We start from the raw sequence: 17,399 nt of genomic DNA on the forward strand, positions 1-17,399 counted from the left end.
ACCCTAATTAGAGTTGTGGGAATCGTTTGCGTGTATCTTAAAAGTTTTATCACATTTTTTTCTTATAATCTCTGCTGAATTACAGGCAGAATTCGCCTGTCAAAAACCGCTGATATCGCTAATGATTAGAGAAACGCGGTTTTCCATTCCCGCCAGTCGTACTGGCGTTCTTTTAAGGAAAGTTTCATTTATGGTCAATCTTCGCCAGCCCAGGGATGTTGCGCAAATTCTGCTGTCGGTGCTGTTCCTGGCCCTCATGATTATTGCGTGTCTGTGGATTGTTCAACCGTTTATTCTCGGCTTCGCCTGGGCTGCGACCGTTGTCGTCGCCACGTGGCCTTTGCTGCTGCGCTTGCAGAAGCTGCTGTTTGGCCGCCGCGGGCTAGCCGTACTGGTGATGACGCTGCTGCTGTTCCTGCTGTTTATTATTCCGATTGCGCTGCTGGTAAACAGCCTTGTCGACTCCAGCGGCCCGGTGATCCGCGCCGTGACCAGCGGCGACCTGACGCTGCCGGACCTCGGCTGGCTGAACAGCATTCCGGTCGTGGGCGCTAAACTTTACAGCGGCTGGCATAGCCTGCTGGAGATGGGCGGCAGCGCGCTGATGGCGAAAGTGCGCCCGTATATTGGCACCACCACCACCTGGTTTGTCGGTCAGGCCGCGCATATCGGCCGCTTTATGATGCACTGTACCCTGATGCTGGTCTTCAGCGCCCTGCTTTACTGGCGCGGTGAGCAGGTGGCTTTAGGCGTGCGTCACTTTGCCACTCGCCTCGCGGGAAAACGCGGTGACGCCGCGGTTCTGCTGGCCGCGCAGGCCGTGCGCGCGGTCGCCCTGGGCGTTGTGGTGACGGCGCTGGTGCAGGCGGTGCTGGGCGGTATTGGCCTGGCGATTTCCGGCGTGCCGTACGCCACCGTCTTTACCGTGGTCATGCTGATGACCTGCCTTGCGCAACTGGGGCCGCTGCTGGTGCTGGTTCCGAGCATTATCTGGCTCTACTGGACGGGAGATACCACGTGGGGAACGGTTCTGCTGGTCTGGAGCTGCGTGGTTGGCACCATGGATAACGTGATTCGCCCCATCCTCATCCGCATGGGCGCAGACCTGCCGCTGATCCTGATCCTCTCCGGGGTTATCGGCGGACTGATTGCCTTCGGGATGATCGGCCTGTTCATTGGCCCGGTGCTGCTCGCCGTTACCTGGCGCCTGTTCTCAGCCTGGGTTCATGAAGTGCCGCCGCCGGGAACCGACCCGGACGCGATTCTGAGCGAGCTGGAAGAGCTGGAAGAGAAGAACACGCAGTAAGTTTTTTTGCCGGGTGGCGCTAACGCTTACCCGGCCTTAACTATTTCACGCAATACTTAAACACTGCTAAAGTATTTATTCGTTACGCACTGGTCAGACCCGCCATTTCAGCATTAAGTCCGCTATTATTCTCAAGAAATCTTTACGTCTCTTTAACTATTGAGACGAATCCGATCGACGCTAAAAATTACAATGCCTACTATTAGCTCACGGTTATAAATCAACACCTTGATTTATAAGCATGGAAATCCCCTGAGTGAAACAACGAATTGCTGTGTGTAGTCTTTGCCCATCTCCCACGATGGGCTTTTTTTTATCCTGACTACGCGCGCTTCACGTCACAGGCGCTGAGCATCCGCCACTCCGCTGGCAGCACCCGCGTTTCCCCTGTCACATTGACCGTCACCGCCTCGCGGATATCCGCCGACGATGCGCCAATTTGAATTTCAAACTCGCCCGGCTCAACGACGCGCTGGCCGTCACGACGGGTGAAGTTGAACATATCGACCGGCAGCGTGAAGTTGAGCGTGGCGGTTTCGCCCGGCGAGAGCGTAACGCGCTGGAAGGCCTTAAGCTCCTGAAGCGGGCGCACCTGGCTGGCGACCTTATCCCGCACGTAGACCTGCACGACTTCGCTGCCGCTGCGCTCACCGGTATTGGTGATATCCACGCTCAGCGTCACCTCACCGTCGACCGGCACGCTGCTTTCAGCGACGCGGGCAGTGCCCCAGCTAAACTGCGTCCAGCCGAGGCCGAAACCAAACGGGTAACGCGCACCGAAATGGAACGCAAACGGCGTGCCGCCGCTTTTCAGCTTGTGGTTATAGTAGAACGGCATCGCCCCGGCGCTTTTCGGCACGCTGACCACCAGCCGGCCCTGCGGCTCCGCGCGACCGGTTAACACATCGGCAATCGCCCAGCCCCCTTCCTGCCCCGGCGCCCAGGCCATCATCAGCGCGGCAACCTTCTCCTCCAGCCCCTGAAGGTTGTACGGGCGCCCGCCGGTCATCACAACAATTACCGGTTTGCCGGTGGCGACCAGCGCCTCCAGCAGCCGTTGCTGCACGCCGGGCAGATTCAGGGAATCGGTATCGGAGCCTTCCCCTACCGTGCCGCTCTGGAACAGCCCGGCGAGATCGCCCACGCAGGCCACCACCACGTCACTCTCCTGCGCGGCGCTGACCGCCTCGGGGATAAGTGCGGTACTGTGCGAAACCGGAGACTGCTGCATTGGCTTGCCGCCGCTGTCGCCGGGGAAGACCGGCGCGCCCGCCATCCGTTTTTCGATAATGTGGCATCCTTTCGCGTAGCGCACGTTCGAGGCCCCCAGGTACTGCTCCAGCGCCGCGCGCGGGGTCGTCACCTGCGAGGTCTCCTCAACCATATCGCTGATGATCAGATGCACCGGGAAGCTGTAGCCGCTGAGTAACGCCAGCGGATCGTCTGCCGTCGGCCCCACCACCGCCACGCGGGGTTTACCGTTCAGCGGCAGAATACCGTTGTTTTCCAGAAGCGTGACCGATTTTGTCGCCACCTCCCGCGCCGCCTGGCGGGTCAACGCATTTTGCAGATCGATGCCGTTTTCATCGGCATACGGGTTCTCGAACAGGCCGAGGCGAAATTTTTCGGTCAGCGTACGCGCCACGATCTCATCCACCTTCGCCATGGAAATCAGCCCGCGCTCAACCGCGTCTGCCAGATGCCTCGCGCAGTCGTCTTTCGGCAGCTCAACGTCCAGCCCGGCGTTAAAGGCCAGTGCGGCGGACTCCGCTGCGTCGTGGGAAATCCCGTGGTGCTGGTGCAGCAGGCTGACGCCGCCGTAGTCCGCCACAATAATGCCGTCGAAGCCCCACCGTTCGCGCAGGACGGTGGTCAGCAGGAAGCCGTCGCTGTGCCCCGGCTGGTTATCAATGTCGTGGTAGGCGGGCATGACCGAACCGGCGTTTGCCAGCTTGACCGCCATTTCAAACGGCAGCAGGAAGGTGTCGTTCAGCTCGCTGAAGCCCAGATGAACCGGGGCGTGGTTGCGCGCCCCTTCGCTGAACGAGTGGCCTACGTAATGCTTGAGCGTCGCCAGCAGATCGCGCTTGTCGCCCTGCAGCCCTTTCACGTAGGCGGTTGCCATCACGCCCACCAGCCAGGGATCTTCCCCGAAGGTCTCTTCGGTTCGCCCCCAGCGCACGTCGCGGGAAACGTCCAGCACCGGGGCCAGCCCCTGCTGGCAGCCGACGGAACGCGCCTCTTTACCGATCTGCTCCGCCGCGCGCTGCACCAGTTCAGGGTCCCAGGTGGAGCCGTAATTCAGCGGGGACGGGAACAGCGTGGCGTCTTTGCAGAGCAGCCCCACCAGGCACTCTTCATGGAACAACGCCGGAATGCCGAGCCGCGTCTCTTCCATCATCATGCGCTGCAGGCGGTTAGCGGCGCGCACCCCGGTTTTCGCGTCAACGATGTGGGTGCCGAGCGGACGGGTGATCTGCCCGACGCCCAGCTTTAGCCGTTCGCTCAGCGCCGCCTGCTCGCTAACGCCGGCGAATTCGTCGCTCAAATCGCTGCGCTCCCGGTGGTTGCCGTTTTCATCGAGGATCAGCCAGTAGGCGTGCATCTGGGCGAACTTCTCTTCCGGGGTCATGCGCGCCAGTAAATCGGCGACGCGCTCGTGCACGGGACGTCCCGCGTCCTTATAGATAGCAGTCATATTTTACTCCTGTAGTGCGGAAGGGGTTGACGGGCCGAGCGGCCCCGCGTCGGGTCTTACCTCACGCTTGCTGGCCAGCTCCCGGGCGATGGAATCCACCAGCCGGCTGTTGAGCTTGTAGATGGAAAGCAGCGCCACCATGCAGAGGAACAGCGCGCACGGAATAAGGGTGAACAGCGCGTTGATGGTGGAGAGCACGTGCGGCGCCTGGGCTGCCTGGCCCGGGGCGTAATCCACCATGCCGAGCACCCAGCCGACCACCGCCCCGCCCAGCGCAAGGCCAAACTTGATGGCGAACAGCGCGGTAGAGAAGACCAGCCCGTCCAGACGGCGGCCGCTGCGATGCTCTTCGTAGTCGACCACATCGGAGAACATGGTCCACTGGAGCGGCGTGGTGAGGTTTTGAATAAAGCTAAAGACGATGTTAAGGCCAAAGATCGGCCACACCTGCGAAGGCGGCAGGAAGAAAATCAGCGCGCCGAAAATGACGAAGGAAATTATCGTCCACTGATAGGCGCGTACGCGGTCAAATTTCCCCAGCAGGCGTTCAGATAATAACGCGCCGCTTAACGAGGCCACCATTCCGGAAACAATAAAGGCAAAAACCAGCTCCGGGCGCAACAGCACATAATTAACGTAATACATGGTGGCAGAGCCGCGCGTCACCACCGCCGTTAACAGCAAAATATTAAACACGAACACAATGCGCCACTGGCTGTTGCCGGCCAGCAGTTTTAAATCGGTGAGCATGGAGCCGGAGGTATCATTGCGCGGGGAATAACGCTCGCGGGTCATCAGGAAACAGCAGAAGAACAGCACAATCCCCAGCAGCCCCATCAGGCTCATGGCATAGAAATAGCCTTTCTGCACGTTGCCCTGGCCCAACAGTGAGACCAGCGGCAGAGCGATAACCGTCACGATCAGCCCGCCGATAAATGACAGGCCAAAACGCCAGGACTGCAGGGAGTGGCGCTCGCGCGGATCCAGCGTCAGCGCGCCCGGCATGGCGCAGTAAGGCACGTTTATGGCGGAGTAAATCAGACTTAAAATCGCGTAGGTCGCGCAGGCATAAATGATTTTCGCCGTCGGCGCCACGTCCGGTACGTAGAAGGTGATAAGGCAGCTTGCGCCAAAGGGAATAGCAAACCACAGCAGCCAGGGACGGAAACGACCGTGACGCGTCTGGGTGCGGTCAACCAGCGCGCCAATGCACGGGTCGACAAACGCATCCACCACGCGCACCACTAAAAACATGGTACCCATGATCGCGGCAGGCAAACCAAAAACGTCGGTATAGAAATAAGCAAGAAATAATGTGGCCGTTTGCCAGACCAGCGCGCTGGCCATATCGCCTAAGCCATAACCTATTTTATCTTTGGTACGCAATACAGAGGAGAGTGTCATTGTTATTTGCCTTTTTATCAGGTTAAAACGTATTTCAACCAGTTGCGCATCTTCTGAAGGGAAATGCGCAGTAAGGCTCAAGTATTAGCAACGCGTTGCGCACTAACAATTATCTTAATTAACAGACAAATTATGATATTTGGTTTTTTAGTTTATTTGTGATGGGGAGCAAATTAGAGGTGAAATAAAAAAGGCGAGGAATAAAATCCTCGCCTTTTTGCGATCGTGTTGCCGTTACTTGTTCAGTTCCGCCAGGCTCAGCCAGGTTTGCACCACGGTGTCCGGGTTCAGGGACAGGCTATCGATCCCCTCTTCCATCAGCCAGGCAGCAAAGTCTTCATGGTCGGATGGTCCCTGACCGCAAATCCCGACGTATTTGCCCTGCTTCTTCGCCGCGCGGATGGACATAGAGAGCAGCGCTTTCACCGCCTCGTTACGCTCGTCGAACAGCTCGGAGACCACGCCGGAGTCGCGGTCCAGGCCCAGCGTCAGCTGCGTCATGTCGTTCGAGCCGATAGAGAAGCCGTCGAAGTGCTCCAGGAACTGCTCGGCCAGCAGGGCGTTGGACGGGATCTCGCACATCATGATGATCTTAAGCCCGTTTTCGCCGCGCTTCAGCCCCTGACGCGCCAGCTCGTCCACCACCGCTTTCGCCTGATCCACGGTACGCACGAACGGGATCATGATTTCGACGTTGGTCAGCCCCATGTCGTTGCGCACGCGTTTCACCGCCTCGCACTCCAGCGCGAAGCAGTCGCGGAAGCTGTCGGACACGTAGCGTCCGGCCCCGCGGAAGCCCAGCATCGGGTTCTCTTCTTCCGGCTCGTAGCGCTCGCCGCCCACCAGGTTAGCGTATTCGTTAGACTTAAAGTCAGACAGACGCACGATCACGCGTTTCGGGTAGAACGCCGCGCCCAGCGTGGCGATCCCTTCGGTCAGGCGGCCAACGTAGAACTCTTTCGGCGAGTCGTAGCCTTTCATCATCTCGCGGATTTCGTTCTGCAGCTTCGCGTCCTGGTCGTCAAACTCCAGCAGCGCGCGCGGGTGAACGCCGATCATACGGTTGATGATGAATTCCAGACGCGCCAGGCCAACGCCTTCGTTCGGCAGGCAGGCGAAGTCAAACGCGCGGTCCGGGTTACCGACGTTCATCATGATCTTCAGCGGCAGATCCGGCATGGTATCCACGCTGGAGCTTTTCACGCTGAAGTCAAGGATATCGGCGTAGACGTAGCCGGTATCGCCTTCCGCACAGGAGACGGTCACGTTCTGGCCGTCCTTCATGCGCTCGGTAGCGTCACCGCAGCCGACAACCGCCGGGATCCCCAGCTCGCGGGCAATGATCGCCGCGTGGCAGGTGCGGCCGCCGCGGTTGGTGACGATGGCCGAGGCTTTCTTCATGATCGGTTCCCAGTCCGGGTCGGTCATGTCGGTCACCAGCACGTCGCCTGGCTCAATACGGTTCATCTCGCTGATGTCGTGGATCACTTTGACCGGACCAGCACCGATGCGGTGACCGATGGCGCGGCCTTCCGCCACGATTTTACCCTGCGCGTGCAGCGTATAACGCTCCATCACCTGGCCGCGAGAGCGAACGGTCTCCGGGCGCGCCTGCACGATAAACAGCTTGCCGGTGTTCCCGTCTTTCGCCCATTCGATATCCATCGGACGGCCATAGTGTTTTTCAATCTGCACCGCCTGCTTCGCCAGCTCCTGCACTTCGGCGTCGGTCAGGGAGAAGCGGTCGCGCTGCTCCTGCGGCACATCTTCAATCTTAACCTGCTTGCCGTGCTCCTGGGTTGGGGCATAGATCATGCGGATTTTTTTCGAGCCCATGGTGCGGCGCACCACCGCCGGACGGCCCGCAGCAAGCGTAGGCTTGTGTACGTAGAATTCGTCAGGGTTCACCGCGCCCTGCACCACCATCTCACCCAGGCCCCATGCGGAGGTGATAAACACCACCTGGTCGAAGCCGGATTCGGTATCAATGGAGAACATCACGCCGGAGGAACCCACGTCCGAACGCACCATGCGCTGCACGCCCGCGGAGAGCGCCACGCCGCGATGGTCGTAGCCCTGATGCACGCGATAGGAGATGGCGCGGTCGTTGAACAGGGAAGCAAACACGTGCTTCACCGCCACCAGCACGGCATCGTAGCCCTGAACGTTCAGGAAGGTTTCCTGCTGCCCGGCAAACGACGCGTCCGGCATGTCTTCTGCGGTCGCGGAAGAACGCACGGCAAAGGAGGCCTGCGCGTCGTCAGCGGAGAGCTGGTTGTACGCGTCATGGATAGCTTTTTCCAGTTCCGGCTGGAAAGGTGTGTCGATGATCCACTGGCGGATCTGCGCGCCGGCTTTAGCAAGCTCGGTGACGTCATCAATATCCGTTTTATCCAGCAGGTCGTAAATGCGCTGGTTTACACCGCTCTGGTCTAAAAACAGGTTAAACGCGTCGGCGGTCGTGGCAAACCCGTTTGGTACGGAGACACCCATACCGGACAGATTTGTAATCATTTCACCCAGGGAGGCATTTTTGCCCCCAACTCTGTCTACATCATTCATGCCGAGTTGGTTATACCAAAGCACCAGCGGTGACGAGCCATTGTTGGACATCGAAACAATCCTTTTGTGATATTTGATCGGAGTAAGTAACACCTGACTACGTATTTATACTGGCATAATTATTTGCGCTAAAAAAACGGTGAATCGTGTAAGCAATTTAAATTTTCAACTTTTCGGATAGTTTCCCACCAGCCAATAAGCTGATGATTCCTCTATATTCAGCCAGAAACCACAAAAATAAAGCCGCTATTTGAAAAATGAAATCCGCTTTTCAGGAAAACCAAAAACATCATTTCATTTTAAATTCAGATAACTTCTTTGCTGTGCAATTAACTTTTTTAATTTATGCTTTCAGACAATTACGTATGATATTCAGGGTGGGTAAAATGGATAATGCTGTCGATCGCCACGTTTTTTATATTTCTGATGGTACGGCGATCACCGCCGAGGTGCTGGGCCACGCGGTGATGTCGCAATTCCCCGTTTCGATTAACAGCATCACGCTGCCGTTTGTGGAAAATGAGAGCCGCGCCAAAGCGGTGAAGGACCAGATTGACGCCATCTTCCAGCAGACCGGCGTGCGCCCGCTGGTGTTCTACTCCATCGTTATTCCAGAGATTCGCCACATCATTCTGCAAAGTGAAGGCTTCTGCCAGGATATCGTGCAGGCGCTGGTGGCTCCGCTTCAGAGCGAGCTGAAGCTTGACCCGACGCCTATCGCCCACCGCACCCACGGGCTGAACCCCGGCAACCTGACCAAGTACGACGCGCGCATCGCCGCCATCGACTACACCCTGGCGCACGACGACGGGATCTCGCTGCGCAATCTCGACCAGGCGCAGGTGATTTTGCTCGGCGTGTCGCGCTGCGGCAAAACGCCGACCAGCCTCTATCTGGCGATGCAGTTTGGCATCCGCGCCGCAAACTATCCCTTTATTGCTGACGATATGGATAACCTGGTGCTGCCCGCTGCGCTCAAGCCGCTGCAGCACAAGCTGTTCGGCCTGACAATTAACCCGGAACGTCTCGCGGCGATCCGCGAAGAGCGCCGCGAGAACAGCCGCTACGCCTCGATGCGCCAGTGCCGCATGGAGGTTTCCGAAGTGGAGGCGCTGTACCGCAAAAACCAGATCCCGTGGCTGAACAGCACGAACTATTCGGTAGAAGAGATCGCCACCAAAATTCTCGACATCATGGGGCTTAACCGCCGCATGTACTAATATGCTAGTACATTGGCTCGGATTCATGTATCATCCTTTTCAACAGCGGGGCGGTGTCGCCCCGAACTTGAAATCAGCAGGGATTGGTTTAATGTGATGCCCATCACTTCCCGGTAGTCTGCCGATGAAGCACAAATTTTCTGAGACACGTCATGAATAAAACCGATGAACTCCGCACGGCGCGCATAGACAGCCTGGTCACCCCGGCTGAACTGGCCGAGCGGCACCCCGTTTCCGCCGCGGTCGCGGAACATGTGACGGCCTCCCGCCGCCGCATTGAAAAAATCCTCAATGGTGAAGACAAGCGTCTTCTGGTGGTGATTGGGCCCTGCTCCATCCACGATCTGGATGCCGCGATGGATTATGCAACACGCCTTCAGGGGATGCGGGATAAATACCAGCATCGCCTTGAAATAGTGATGCGCACCTACTTTGAAAAACCGCGTACCGTGGTGGGCTGGAAGGGGCTGATTTCCGACCCAGACCTTAACGGCAGCTATCGCGTGAACCACGGCATTGAGCTGGCGCGCAAGCTGCTGCTGCAGGTCAACGAGCTGGGCGTGCCGACGGCCACCGAGTTTCTCGATATGGTGACCGGGCAGTTTATCGCCGACCTGATCGGCTGGGGCGCGATTGGCGCGCGCACGACCGAAAGCCAGATCCACCGCGAGATGGCTTCCGCCCTCTCCTGTCCGGTCGGCTTTAAAAACGGGACCGACGGCAACACCCGGATTGCGGTGGATGCGATCCGCGCCTCGCGTGCCAGCCATATGTTCCTCTCGCCGGACAAGAGCGGCCATATGACCATCTACCAGACCAGCGGTAACCCCTACGGGCACATCATTATGCGCGGCGGGAAGAAGCCTAATTACCATGCACAAGATATTGCGGCTGCCTGCGAAACGCTGGCCGAATTCGACCTGCCGGAACATCTTGTGGTGGATTTCAGCCACGGCAACTGCCAGAAACAGCATCGCCGCCAGCTGGACGTTTGCGATGAGGTCTGTCAGCAGATCCGCAGCGGCTCGACCGCCGTTGCCGGGATTATGGCCGAAAGCTTTATCAAAGAAGGCACGCAGAAAATCGTTGCCGGACAGCAGATGGTGTACGGCCAGTCTATCACCGACCCGTGCCTGAGCTGGGAAGACAGCGAGCTGCTGCTGGAGAAGCTGGCAGGTGCGGTTGATTCTCGCTTCTGATGTTATTGTCGGATGGCACCCTTCTCCCTCTCCCTTTGGGAGAGGGTTGGGGTGAGGGGATCAGGCCGCACCTCCCCTAAATTTGATCCCGTCACACAATTTTCACAAAAACGCTTGCCGTGAAATTGCAGTTTATTGATAATAATTATCATTGTTACATTGATTGTTATTTATAAACATGATGTCACCTACGGATAACAGCGCGGCAACGCCAGCTAAAACACACACAGCACCGTCCCCTACCCCTACCGATCGTCGCATCGACAGCAAAACGCTGCTGGGTGATGAGGGCCGGGTAATTATCGAGCATGATGGCCAGCACTATCTGCTGCGCCAGACGAATGCCGGAAAATTGATCCTCACAAAATAAACCAAAACTTTCGCCAGCCACCCAGGTGATCCCCAGGCAGCCAGCGCTTTCGATACTTTATGGAGAGTTGCTATGCCACACCTGCATACCGCACGTTTACGCCCGTCCCTTCTGGCGCTGGCGATTGTCAGCACCCTGCCGGGCGCCGCGTTTGCTGCCGCAGATGAAATCACCGTCACCGCCACGGGCAACGCCCGTAGCGCCTTCGAAGCCCCTATGATGGTGAGCGTGATTGACGCCACCGCCCCGGAAAAACAGACCGCCAGCTCTGCCGCCGATCTGCTGCGCAACGTGCCCGGCCTGACGCTGGACGGCACCGGCCGCACCAACGGTCAGGACGTTAACCTGCGCGGCTACGACCGCCGCGGCGTGCTGGTGCTGGTCGACGGCGTGCGCCAGGGTACCGACACCGGACACCTTAACAGCACGTTTCTCGATCCGGCGCTGATTAAACGTATTGAAGTGGTGCGCGGTCCGTCTGCTCTGCTCTACGGCAGCGGCGCGCTGGGTGGCGTCATCTCCTATGACACCGTCGACGCCAAAGATCTGCTGGAACCGGGCAAAAACAGCGGATACCGCGTGTTTGGTACCGGCGCGACGGGGGATCACAGCCTCGGCCTCGGGGCCAGCGCCTATGGCCGTACCGATACCCTGGACGGCCTGGTGTCGTGGTCCAGCCGCGACCGCGGCGATATCCGCCAGAGCGACGGTGCGACGGCGCCGAACGACGAATCCATCAATAACATGCTGGCGAAAGGCAGCTGGAAAATCGACCAGGCCCAGACGCTGAGCGGCGCCCTGCGCTACTACAACAACGCCGCGCAGGAGCCGAAAAACCCGCAAACCGCTGATGCCAATAGCAGCAACCCGATGACCGACCGGTCCACCATTCAGCGCGATGCGCAGGTTGGCTACCACATTGCGCCGGAAGGGTACGACTGGCTGAATGCCGATGCGAAGGTTTACTGGTCCGAAGCGCGCATTAATGCCCAGAACATCGACAGCACCGGCGAGTTCCGTAAGCAGACCACCAAAGGCGGCAAGGTGGAAAACCGTACCCGCCTGTTCAGCGACTCCTTTGCCTCTCACCTGCTGACCTACGGCGGAGAATATTATCGTCAGGAGCAGCGTCCGGGCGGGGCCACGACCGGCTTCCCGGAGGCGAAAATCGACTTCAGCTCCGGCTGGCTGCAGGATGAAATCACCCTGCGCGACCTGCCCGTTACCCTTCTGGGCGGCACGCGCTATGACAACTATCGCGGCAGCAGCGAGGGCTACGATGACGTCAATGCCGATAAGTGGTCTTCCCGGGCGGGATTAACCGTCAGCCCGACCGACTGGCTGATGCTGTTCGGATCTTACGCGCAGGCCTTCCGCGCGCCGACCATGGGCGAAATGTATAACGACGCCAAACACTTCTCCATCGGCCGGTTCTACACCAACTACTGGGTGCCTAACCCGAACCTCCGCCCGGAAACCAACGAAACGCAGGAGTTTGGTTTCGGCCTGCGCTTTGACGACCTGATGCTCGCCAACGACGCGCTGGAGTTCAAGGCCAGCTATTTCGATACCAAAGCCAAAGACTACATCTCCACCACCGTCAATTTTGCCGCGGCGACCACCATGTCGTACAACGTTCCCAACGCCAAAATCTGGGGCTGGGACGTGATGGCAAAATACTCGGCCGATCTGTTTAACCTCGACGTGGCCTATAACCGCACCCGCGGGAAAGATACCGATACCGGGGAGTACATCTCCAGCATCAACCCGGACACCGTCACCAGCAAGCTGGACGTTCCGGTGGCGCAAAGCGGTTTCTCCGTGGGCTGGATCGGCACCTTTGCCGATCGTTCAACCCACGTCAGCAGCAGCTACAGCAAGCAGCCGGGCTATGCGGTTAACGATTTCTACGTCAGCTATAAGGGTCAGGAGCAGCTCAAGGGCGTCACCACCACGCTGGTGCTCGGCAACGCCTTCGACAAGGAGTACTGGTCTCCGCAGGGTATTCCGCAGGACGGTCGTAACGGCAAGATTTTCGTAAGCTATCAGTGGTAATTCCCTTCGGGGCCACTCTTCAGAAGGATAAGACAATGCATCACTACACACGCTGGCTTGAGCTAAAAGAAGAACATCCGGGTAAGTACGCGCGAGACATCGCCGGGTTAATGAACATCAGCGAAGCGGAGCTGACCTTTGCGCGCGTGGGCCATGACGCCTGGCGACTGCGCGGCGAAATCCGCGATATCCTGGGCGCGCTGGAAGCCGTGGGTGAAACCAAGTGCATCTGCCGCAACGAGTATGCCGTTCACGAGCAGGTGGGCAGCTTCACCAACCAGCACCTGAACGGCCACGCCGGGCTGGTGCTGAACCCGCGCGCGCTGGATCTGCGCCTGTTCCTCAACCAGTGGGCGAGCGCGTTTCACCTCAGCGAAGCCACCGCCCGCGGCGAGCGCCAGAGCATTCAGTTCTTCGATCGCCAGGGCGATGCGGTGCTGAAGATCTACACCACGGACAACACCGACCTCGCCGCCTGGGGCGACGTGCTGACCCGCTTTATCTTTGCCGATAACCCGCCGCTTGAGCTGAGCGCCGGGGATGCCCCGGCTCACGCCGAAAACGCGGATGCCGCTCTGGTGGACAAGGAGTGGCGCGCCATGACCGACGTGCATCAGTTCTTCAGCCTGCTCAAACGCCACAATCTCAGCCGCCAGCAGGCGTTTCGCCTGGTGGGCGACGACCTTGCCTGTATGGTGGAGAACAGCGCGCTGGCACAGCTGCTGGAAGCGGCACGCCAGGACGGCAACGAAATCATGGTCTTCGTCGGCAACCGCGGCTGCGTGCAGATCTTCACCGGCGCGGTGGAGAAAGTCGTGCCGATGAAAGGCTGGCTGAACATCTTTAACCCTGCCTTTACCCTGCATCTGCTGGAGGAGACGATCGCGGAGAGCTGGGTGACGCGCAAGCCTACCGCTGACGGTCACGTCACCAGCCTGGAGCTGTTTGCCGCCGACGGCACGCAAATCGCCCAGCTTTACGGCCAGCGTACCGAAGGCGAGCCGGAGCAGAGCCAGTGGCGCAGCCAGATTGACGCCCTGACGCCAAAAGGGCTGGCCGCATGAAAACGTGGTTAGCCCTGCTGAGCGCCCTGCCTCTGGTGGCGTTTGCCGCCGCGCAGGAGAAAATTGTCGCCCTTGGCGGCGACGTGACCGAGATTGTCTATGCGCTTGGCGCGCAGTCTTCGCTGGTCGCGCGCGACAGCACCAGCCAGTGGCCGCAGGCGGCAAACGATCTGCCTGACGTGGGGTATTTACGCCAGCTTAACGCCGAAGGCATTTTGTCCATGCGCCCCACGCTGGTGCTGGCCAGCGACCAGGCGCAGCCGTCTCTGGCGCTGAAGCAGGTCGAACAAAGTCACGTCAGGGTGGTAACCGTTCCCGGCCGCAACGACCTGAGAGTCATTGACGAAAAGGTTCGCGTGATTGCAGACGCCACGCACCGTGAAGCCGAGGGAGAAGCCCTGCGCCACACGCTGCGTCAGGCGCTGGCGGCTCTGCCCACCGCGCCCCTCAACAAGCGGGTGCTGTTTATCCTCTATCACGGGGGAATGACCGCGATGGCCGCCGGGCAGCAGACCGGCGCAGACGCCGCCATCCGTGCCGCCGGGCTGCAGAACGCGATGCAGGGATTCACCCGCTACCAGCCGCTGTCTCAGGAAGGGGTCATTGCCAGCCAGCCCGATCTGGTGGTGATTTCGCAGGACGGCGTGAACGCGCTGGGCGGCGAGGAAAACCTCTGGAAACTGCCCGGTCTGGCGCAAACCCCGGCGGGACGGAACAGGCAGGTGCTGGCGATTGATGATATGGCGCTGCTGGGCTTCAGCGTGCGAACGCCGGATGCCATCCAGAAGCTGCGCGCCAAAGCGGAGCAACTGCCCTGATGTCCCGGCGGATCGCCTTGTCGCTGTGGATGCTGGCCGCGATCCTGAGCATCATGACGCTCACCGCGACCGGGTTTGGGGCACTGCATCTGCCGGTCAGCCTGCTGTGGAGCGGCAGCGATGAGGCCATGCGTCAGATCTGGCTTACCATTCGCCTGCCCCGCGTACTGCTGGCGCTGGTGATTGGCGGAGCGCTGGCGCTGGCCGGCTGTGTGATGCAGGGGCTGTTCCGCAACCCGCTGGCGGACCCGGGGTTGCTGGGGATCAGCAGCGGCGCGGCGCTGGCGGTGGCGCTGTGGGTGGTCATTCCCGCCGCTTTACCTGCCCTGCTGATGCTGTATGCCCCGATGCTCGCGGCGTTCCTCGGCGCGCTGGCCGCAACCGTCATTATCTTCCTGCTCAGCCAGCAGCGTCACGGCTCCCTGTCCCGCCTGCTGCTGGTGGGGATCGCCATCAACGCCCTGTGCGGCGCGGCCGTCGGGATGCTCTCATGGCTCAGCAACGATGCCCAGCTTCGCCAGCTTTCCCTCTGGGGAATGGGCAGCCTCGGGCAGGCGCAGTGGTCCACCCTGCTGGCGGTAACGTCGCTGATGGTGCCCGCGGTGCTGGTTATCTGGCGGCTGGCCGGCCCGCTCAACCTGCTGCAGCTGGGCGATGAAGAGGCGCACTATCTCGGGGTGGATGTCGCGATGGTACAGCGGATCCTTCTGCTGTGCAGCGCCCTGCTGGTTGCCGCGGCGGTGTCCGTCAGCGGGGTGATCGGCTTTATTGGCCTTGTGGTGCCGCACCTGATGCGCATGTGGCTGGGGGCCGACCACCGGGCCGTCGTTCCCGGCTCGGTGCTGGCCGGCGCGCTGCTGCTGCTGGTTGCCGACACGCTGGCGCGCACCCTGGTCTCTCCGGCGGAGATGCCCGTCGGGTTGTTGACCAGCCTTCTCGGCGCGCCGTGGTTCCTGTGGCTTATCTTTCGTCGCGGAGGTACGCATGGCTGAACGCTATTGTGCAGAAAACATTTTCTTTCACGCCGGGCAGCGGACGCTGATCGACGATGTGTCGCTTACCCTCTCTCAGGGTGAGCTGGTCGCACTGATTGGCCCAAACGGTGCCGGGAAATCGACGTTATTGCGGCTGCTTACCGGCTATCTCAAGCCCGCAAGCGGACGCTGCACTCTGGCCGGCACGCCGCTTGCGGACTGGCCGCCGGATACCCTCGCCCGCTACCGGGCGGTGATGCGCCAGAATACACAGCCCGGATTCGACTGGCCGGTAGAAGCGGTGGTCGGTATGGGACGCGCCCCCTGGGCTCGCTCCCCTGAAGCGTCGGTGGTTGAGGAAGTGATGGCGATAACGGGCTGTCTACCGCTGGCGGGCAGACGCTATTCGACGCTCTCCGGCGGCGAGCAGCAGCGGATCCAGCTCGCCCGCGCTCTGGCCCAGCTCTGGTGCGACGGAGCACCGCGCGGCTGGCTGTTTCTTGATGAGCCCACCTCCGCGCTGGATCTCTACCACCAGCAGCATCTGCTGCGCCTGATGAAATCCCTGACCCGTCGGGGTCATCTCCACGTCTGCGTGGTGCTGCACGATCTCAATCTGGCGGCGCTGTGGGCGGATCGCATTCTGCTGTTGCACAGCGGCAGGCTGGTCTCCAGTGGCGCGCCGGAGGACGTGCTGCAGGCCGGGACGCTGGCGCGCTGGTACGGCGCGCAGGTGCGCGTCGGCAGCCATCCGGATCACCCCGTACCGCAGGTATTTCTCGCCCCCTGAGCGGGCTGGTAAAAATCCTTCAGCGTTTCCAGCAGGGCATGCGCCGCTTTAGAGAGCTGCGTGTGCCCCGGATGGATCGCCCCGATGCACTTTTCTATGGGCGGGTTATCCAGCGGAATACAGACCGCGCCCAGTGCCGTCATCTGCGCTTCGCAGAGCGCCGGTACGGCGCTGCCGCCCAGCCCGCTGGCGACCATGCGTCCTACCGTCACCAGCTGATGACTCTCCAGCGCCACGTCCAGCTTTCTGCCGCTTCGCGCCAGCTCCTCCTCCATCATCAGACGTACCGCCGAAGGGCGCTGCAGGGTAATGAAGTCCAGCGTCAGCAGCTCTTCCCAGGCCAGCCGCTTTTTGCCCGCCAGCGCGGAGTCCTTCGGCACAATGGCGACAAACCTGTCGAGCCCCAGCGGCGTAAACAGCAGGTTGTACGTGGGGGCCGGCTCAAAGGCGATCCCCATCTCAACCCGCCCTTCCCGCACCATCTCAATCACCTGCTCATTGATGACGTCATGCACGGTGACGTTGATCCCGGCGTGGCGATCGCGAAACGCCTTGAGCACCTCAGGCAAGACGTTGGCGGCAAATGACGGCATCGCCGCGACGGAGATTTTGCCGCGCTGCAGGGTAAAGCACTGGTGCATCGCCTCTTCCACATTATCCCAGTCGGCAAGCAGCTGCCGCGCCATCGGCAGAAACGTCTCACCCTCCTGCGTGAGGGCAACCTTGCGCGTGCTCCGCTGCAGCAGCGGGCCGCCGAGCGCGTCTTCCAGACTTTTAATCGTCAGGCTCAGGGCCGGCTGGGAGAGATTTAAGCGTTCGCTGGCGTGCGCGAAATTGAGAGTGTGAGCTACCGCTAAAAACGCGCGTAACTGTTTGACACTCATTCTCATTTTCCATCCTGTTAACTAATTGAAAAGAATTAGTTAACAGGAAATTAAT

The 17,399-nt window shown here is 59.9% G+C and carries 13 protein-coding genes and 1 other RNA gene; 10 read left to right on the forward strand and 4 right to left on the reverse strand.

All coding sequences use genetic code 11. The annotated features are described in order from the left end of the window. Nucleotides 1–190: 190 nt before the first annotated feature. Both ydiK and rprA read left to right on the forward strand, forming a co-directional pair. A complete protein-coding gene (gene ydiK, locus OSH03_RS02910; RefSeq protein WP_253541656.1) occupies nucleotides 191–1,306 on the forward strand; it encodes an AI-2E family transporter YdiK in 1,116 nt (371 codons plus the stop codon). A gap of 209 nt (nucleotides 1,307–1,515) precedes the next feature. Continuing rightward, nucleotides 1,516–1,623: antisense sRNA RprA (rprA, locus tag OSH03_RS02915), an RNA gene on the forward strand. A 5-nt stretch (nucleotides 1,624–1,628) separates the two neighbouring features. Here rprA and OSH03_RS02920 read toward each other — a convergent pair. From OSH03_RS02920 to ppsA, 3 genes are all read right to left on the reverse strand, one after another. Further along, nucleotides 1,629–4,004 carry a glycoside hydrolase family 3 N-terminal domain-containing protein gene (locus OSH03_RS02920; protein WP_266178229.1) on the reverse strand — a complete coding sequence of 792 codons (2,376 nt, stop codon included), beginning with the start codon at nucleotides 4,002–4,004 and terminating at the stop codon, nucleotides 1,629–1,631. 3 nt (nucleotides 4,005–4,007) lie between these two features. Beyond that, entirely contained in the window at nucleotides 4,008–5,408 is a 1,401-nt protein-coding gene (locus OSH03_RS02925) for an MFS transporter (RefSeq protein WP_266178230.1), read from the reverse strand. A gap of 234 nt (nucleotides 5,409–5,642) precedes the next feature. Then, nucleotides 5,643–8,021, reverse strand: coding sequence for a phosphoenolpyruvate synthase (ppsA, locus tag OSH03_RS02930; RefSeq protein WP_028012836.1), 2,379 nt, complete (start codon nucleotides 8,019–8,021; stop codon nucleotides 5,643–5,645). A gap of 335 nt (nucleotides 8,022–8,356) precedes the next feature. On the opposite strand from ppsA, the gene ppsR reads away from it, so the two are divergent. The 8 genes from ppsR (at nucleotide 8,357) to OSH03_RS02970 (ending at nucleotide 16,460) form a co-directional block, all read left to right on the forward strand. Next, on the forward strand, nucleotides 8,357–9,190 hold the full coding sequence (gene ppsR, locus OSH03_RS02935) for a posphoenolpyruvate synthetase regulatory kinase/phosphorylase PpsR (RefSeq protein WP_028012835.1): 834 nt from the start codon (nucleotides 8,357–8,359) through the stop codon (nucleotides 9,188–9,190). Between the two features lie 152 nt (nucleotides 9,191–9,342). Beyond that, nucleotides 9,343–10,389 (forward strand): 3-deoxy-7-phosphoheptulonate synthase AroH, encoded by a 1,047-nt coding sequence (gene aroH / locus OSH03_RS02940; protein ID WP_266178231.1) that lies wholly within the window; start codon nucleotides 9,343–9,345, stop codon nucleotides 10,387–10,389. A 181-nt stretch (nucleotides 10,390–10,570) separates the two neighbouring features. Beyond that, the gene (hemP, locus tag OSH03_RS02945; protein ID WP_151413273.1) at nucleotides 10,571–10,759 is read left to right on the forward strand and encodes a hemin uptake protein HemP; all 189 of its coding nucleotides are present in this window, start codon (nucleotides 10,571–10,573) and stop codon (nucleotides 10,757–10,759) included. Nucleotides 10,760–10,831: 72 nt separating this feature from the next. After that, nucleotides 10,832–12,814 carry a TonB-dependent hemoglobin/transferrin/lactoferrin family receptor gene (locus tag OSH03_RS02950; RefSeq protein WP_253541648.1) on the forward strand — a complete coding sequence of 661 codons (1,983 nt, stop codon included), beginning with the start codon at nucleotides 10,832–10,834 and terminating at the stop codon, nucleotides 12,812–12,814. Between the two features lie 35 nt (nucleotides 12,815–12,849). Continuing rightward, nucleotides 12,850–13,878 carry a hematinate-forming heme oxygenase ChuS gene (gene chuS / locus OSH03_RS02955; protein ID WP_266178232.1) on the forward strand — a complete coding sequence of 343 codons (1,029 nt, stop codon included), beginning with the start codon at nucleotides 12,850–12,852 and terminating at the stop codon, nucleotides 13,876–13,878. After that, nucleotides 13,875–14,696 (forward strand): heme/hemin ABC transporter substrate-binding protein, encoded by an 822-nt coding sequence (locus OSH03_RS02960; RefSeq protein WP_266178233.1) that lies wholly within the window; start codon nucleotides 13,875–13,877, stop codon nucleotides 14,694–14,696. The genes chuS and OSH03_RS02960 overlap by 4 nt, the downstream gene beginning before the upstream one ends. Beyond that, nucleotides 14,696–15,688: a FecCD family ABC transporter permease gene (locus tag OSH03_RS02965; protein WP_266178234.1), complete on the forward strand. Its 993-nt coding sequence runs from the start codon at nucleotides 14,696–14,698 to the stop codon at nucleotides 15,686–15,688. The genes OSH03_RS02960 and OSH03_RS02965 overlap by 1 nt, the downstream gene beginning before the upstream one ends. After that, nucleotides 15,681–16,460: a heme ABC transporter ATP-binding protein gene (locus OSH03_RS02970; RefSeq protein WP_266178235.1), complete on the forward strand. Its 780-nt coding sequence runs from the start codon at nucleotides 15,681–15,683 to the stop codon at nucleotides 16,458–16,460. Before OSH03_RS02965 ends, OSH03_RS02970 begins: the two co-directional genes overlap by 8 nt. Here the strand turns inward: OSH03_RS02970 and OSH03_RS02975 are convergent. After that, on the reverse strand, nucleotides 16,427–17,350 hold the full coding sequence (locus tag OSH03_RS02975) for a LysR family transcriptional regulator (RefSeq protein ID WP_266178236.1): 924 nt from the start codon (nucleotides 17,348–17,350) through the stop codon (nucleotides 16,427–16,429). The genes OSH03_RS02970 and OSH03_RS02975 overlap by 34 nt on opposite strands. Between the last annotated feature and the right edge of the window lie 49 nt (nucleotides 17,351–17,399).

Source organism: Enterobacter nematophilus (genome assembly GCF_026344075.1).
GTDB lineage: Bacteria > Pseudomonadota > Gammaproteobacteria > Enterobacterales > Enterobacteriaceae > Enterobacter > Enterobacter nematophilus.

Coding starts and splice junctions, on each gene's coding strand:
- aroH (WP_266178231.1), top strand. CDS start 9,343: ATGAATAAAACCGATGAACTCCGCACGGCGCGCATAGACAGCCTGGTC.
- OSH03_RS02970 (WP_266178235.1), top strand. CDS start 15,681: ATGGCTGAACGCTATTGTGCAGAAAACATTTTCTTTCACGCCGGGCAG.
- ydiK (WP_253541656.1), top strand. CDS start 191: ATGGTCAATCTTCGCCAGCCCAGGGATGTTGCGCAAATTCTGCTGTCG.
- OSH03_RS02950 (WP_253541648.1), top strand. CDS start 10,832: ATGCCACACCTGCATACCGCACGTTTACGCCCGTCCCTTCTGGCGCTG.
- OSH03_RS02960 (WP_266178233.1), top strand. CDS start 13,875: ATGAAAACGTGGTTAGCCCTGCTGAGCGCCCTGCCTCTGGTGGCGTTT.
- ppsR (WP_028012835.1), top strand. CDS start 8,357: ATGGATAATGCTGTCGATCGCCACGTTTTTTATATTTCTGATGGTACG.
- OSH03_RS02920 (WP_266178229.1), bottom strand. CDS start 4,004: ATGACTGCTATCTATAAGGACGCGGGACGTCCCGTGCACGAGCGCGTC.
- chuS (WP_266178232.1), top strand. CDS start 12,850: ATGCATCACTACACACGCTGGCTTGAGCTAAAAGAAGAACATCCGGGT.
- OSH03_RS02965 (WP_266178234.1), top strand. CDS start 14,696: ATGTCCCGGCGGATCGCCTTGTCGCTGTGGATGCTGGCCGCGATCCTG.
- ppsA (WP_028012836.1), bottom strand. CDS start 8,021: ATGTCCAACAATGGCTCGTCACCGCTGGTGCTTTGGTATAACCAACTC.
- hemP (WP_151413273.1), top strand. CDS start 10,571: ATGTCACCTACGGATAACAGCGCGGCAACGCCAGCTAAAACACACACA.
- OSH03_RS02975 (WP_266178236.1), bottom strand. CDS start 17,350: ATGAGAATGAGTGTCAAACAGTTACGCGCGTTTTTAGCGGTAGCTCAC.
- OSH03_RS02925 (WP_266178230.1), bottom strand. CDS start 5,408: ATGACACTCTCCTCTGTATTGCGTACCAAAGATAAAATAGGTTATGGC.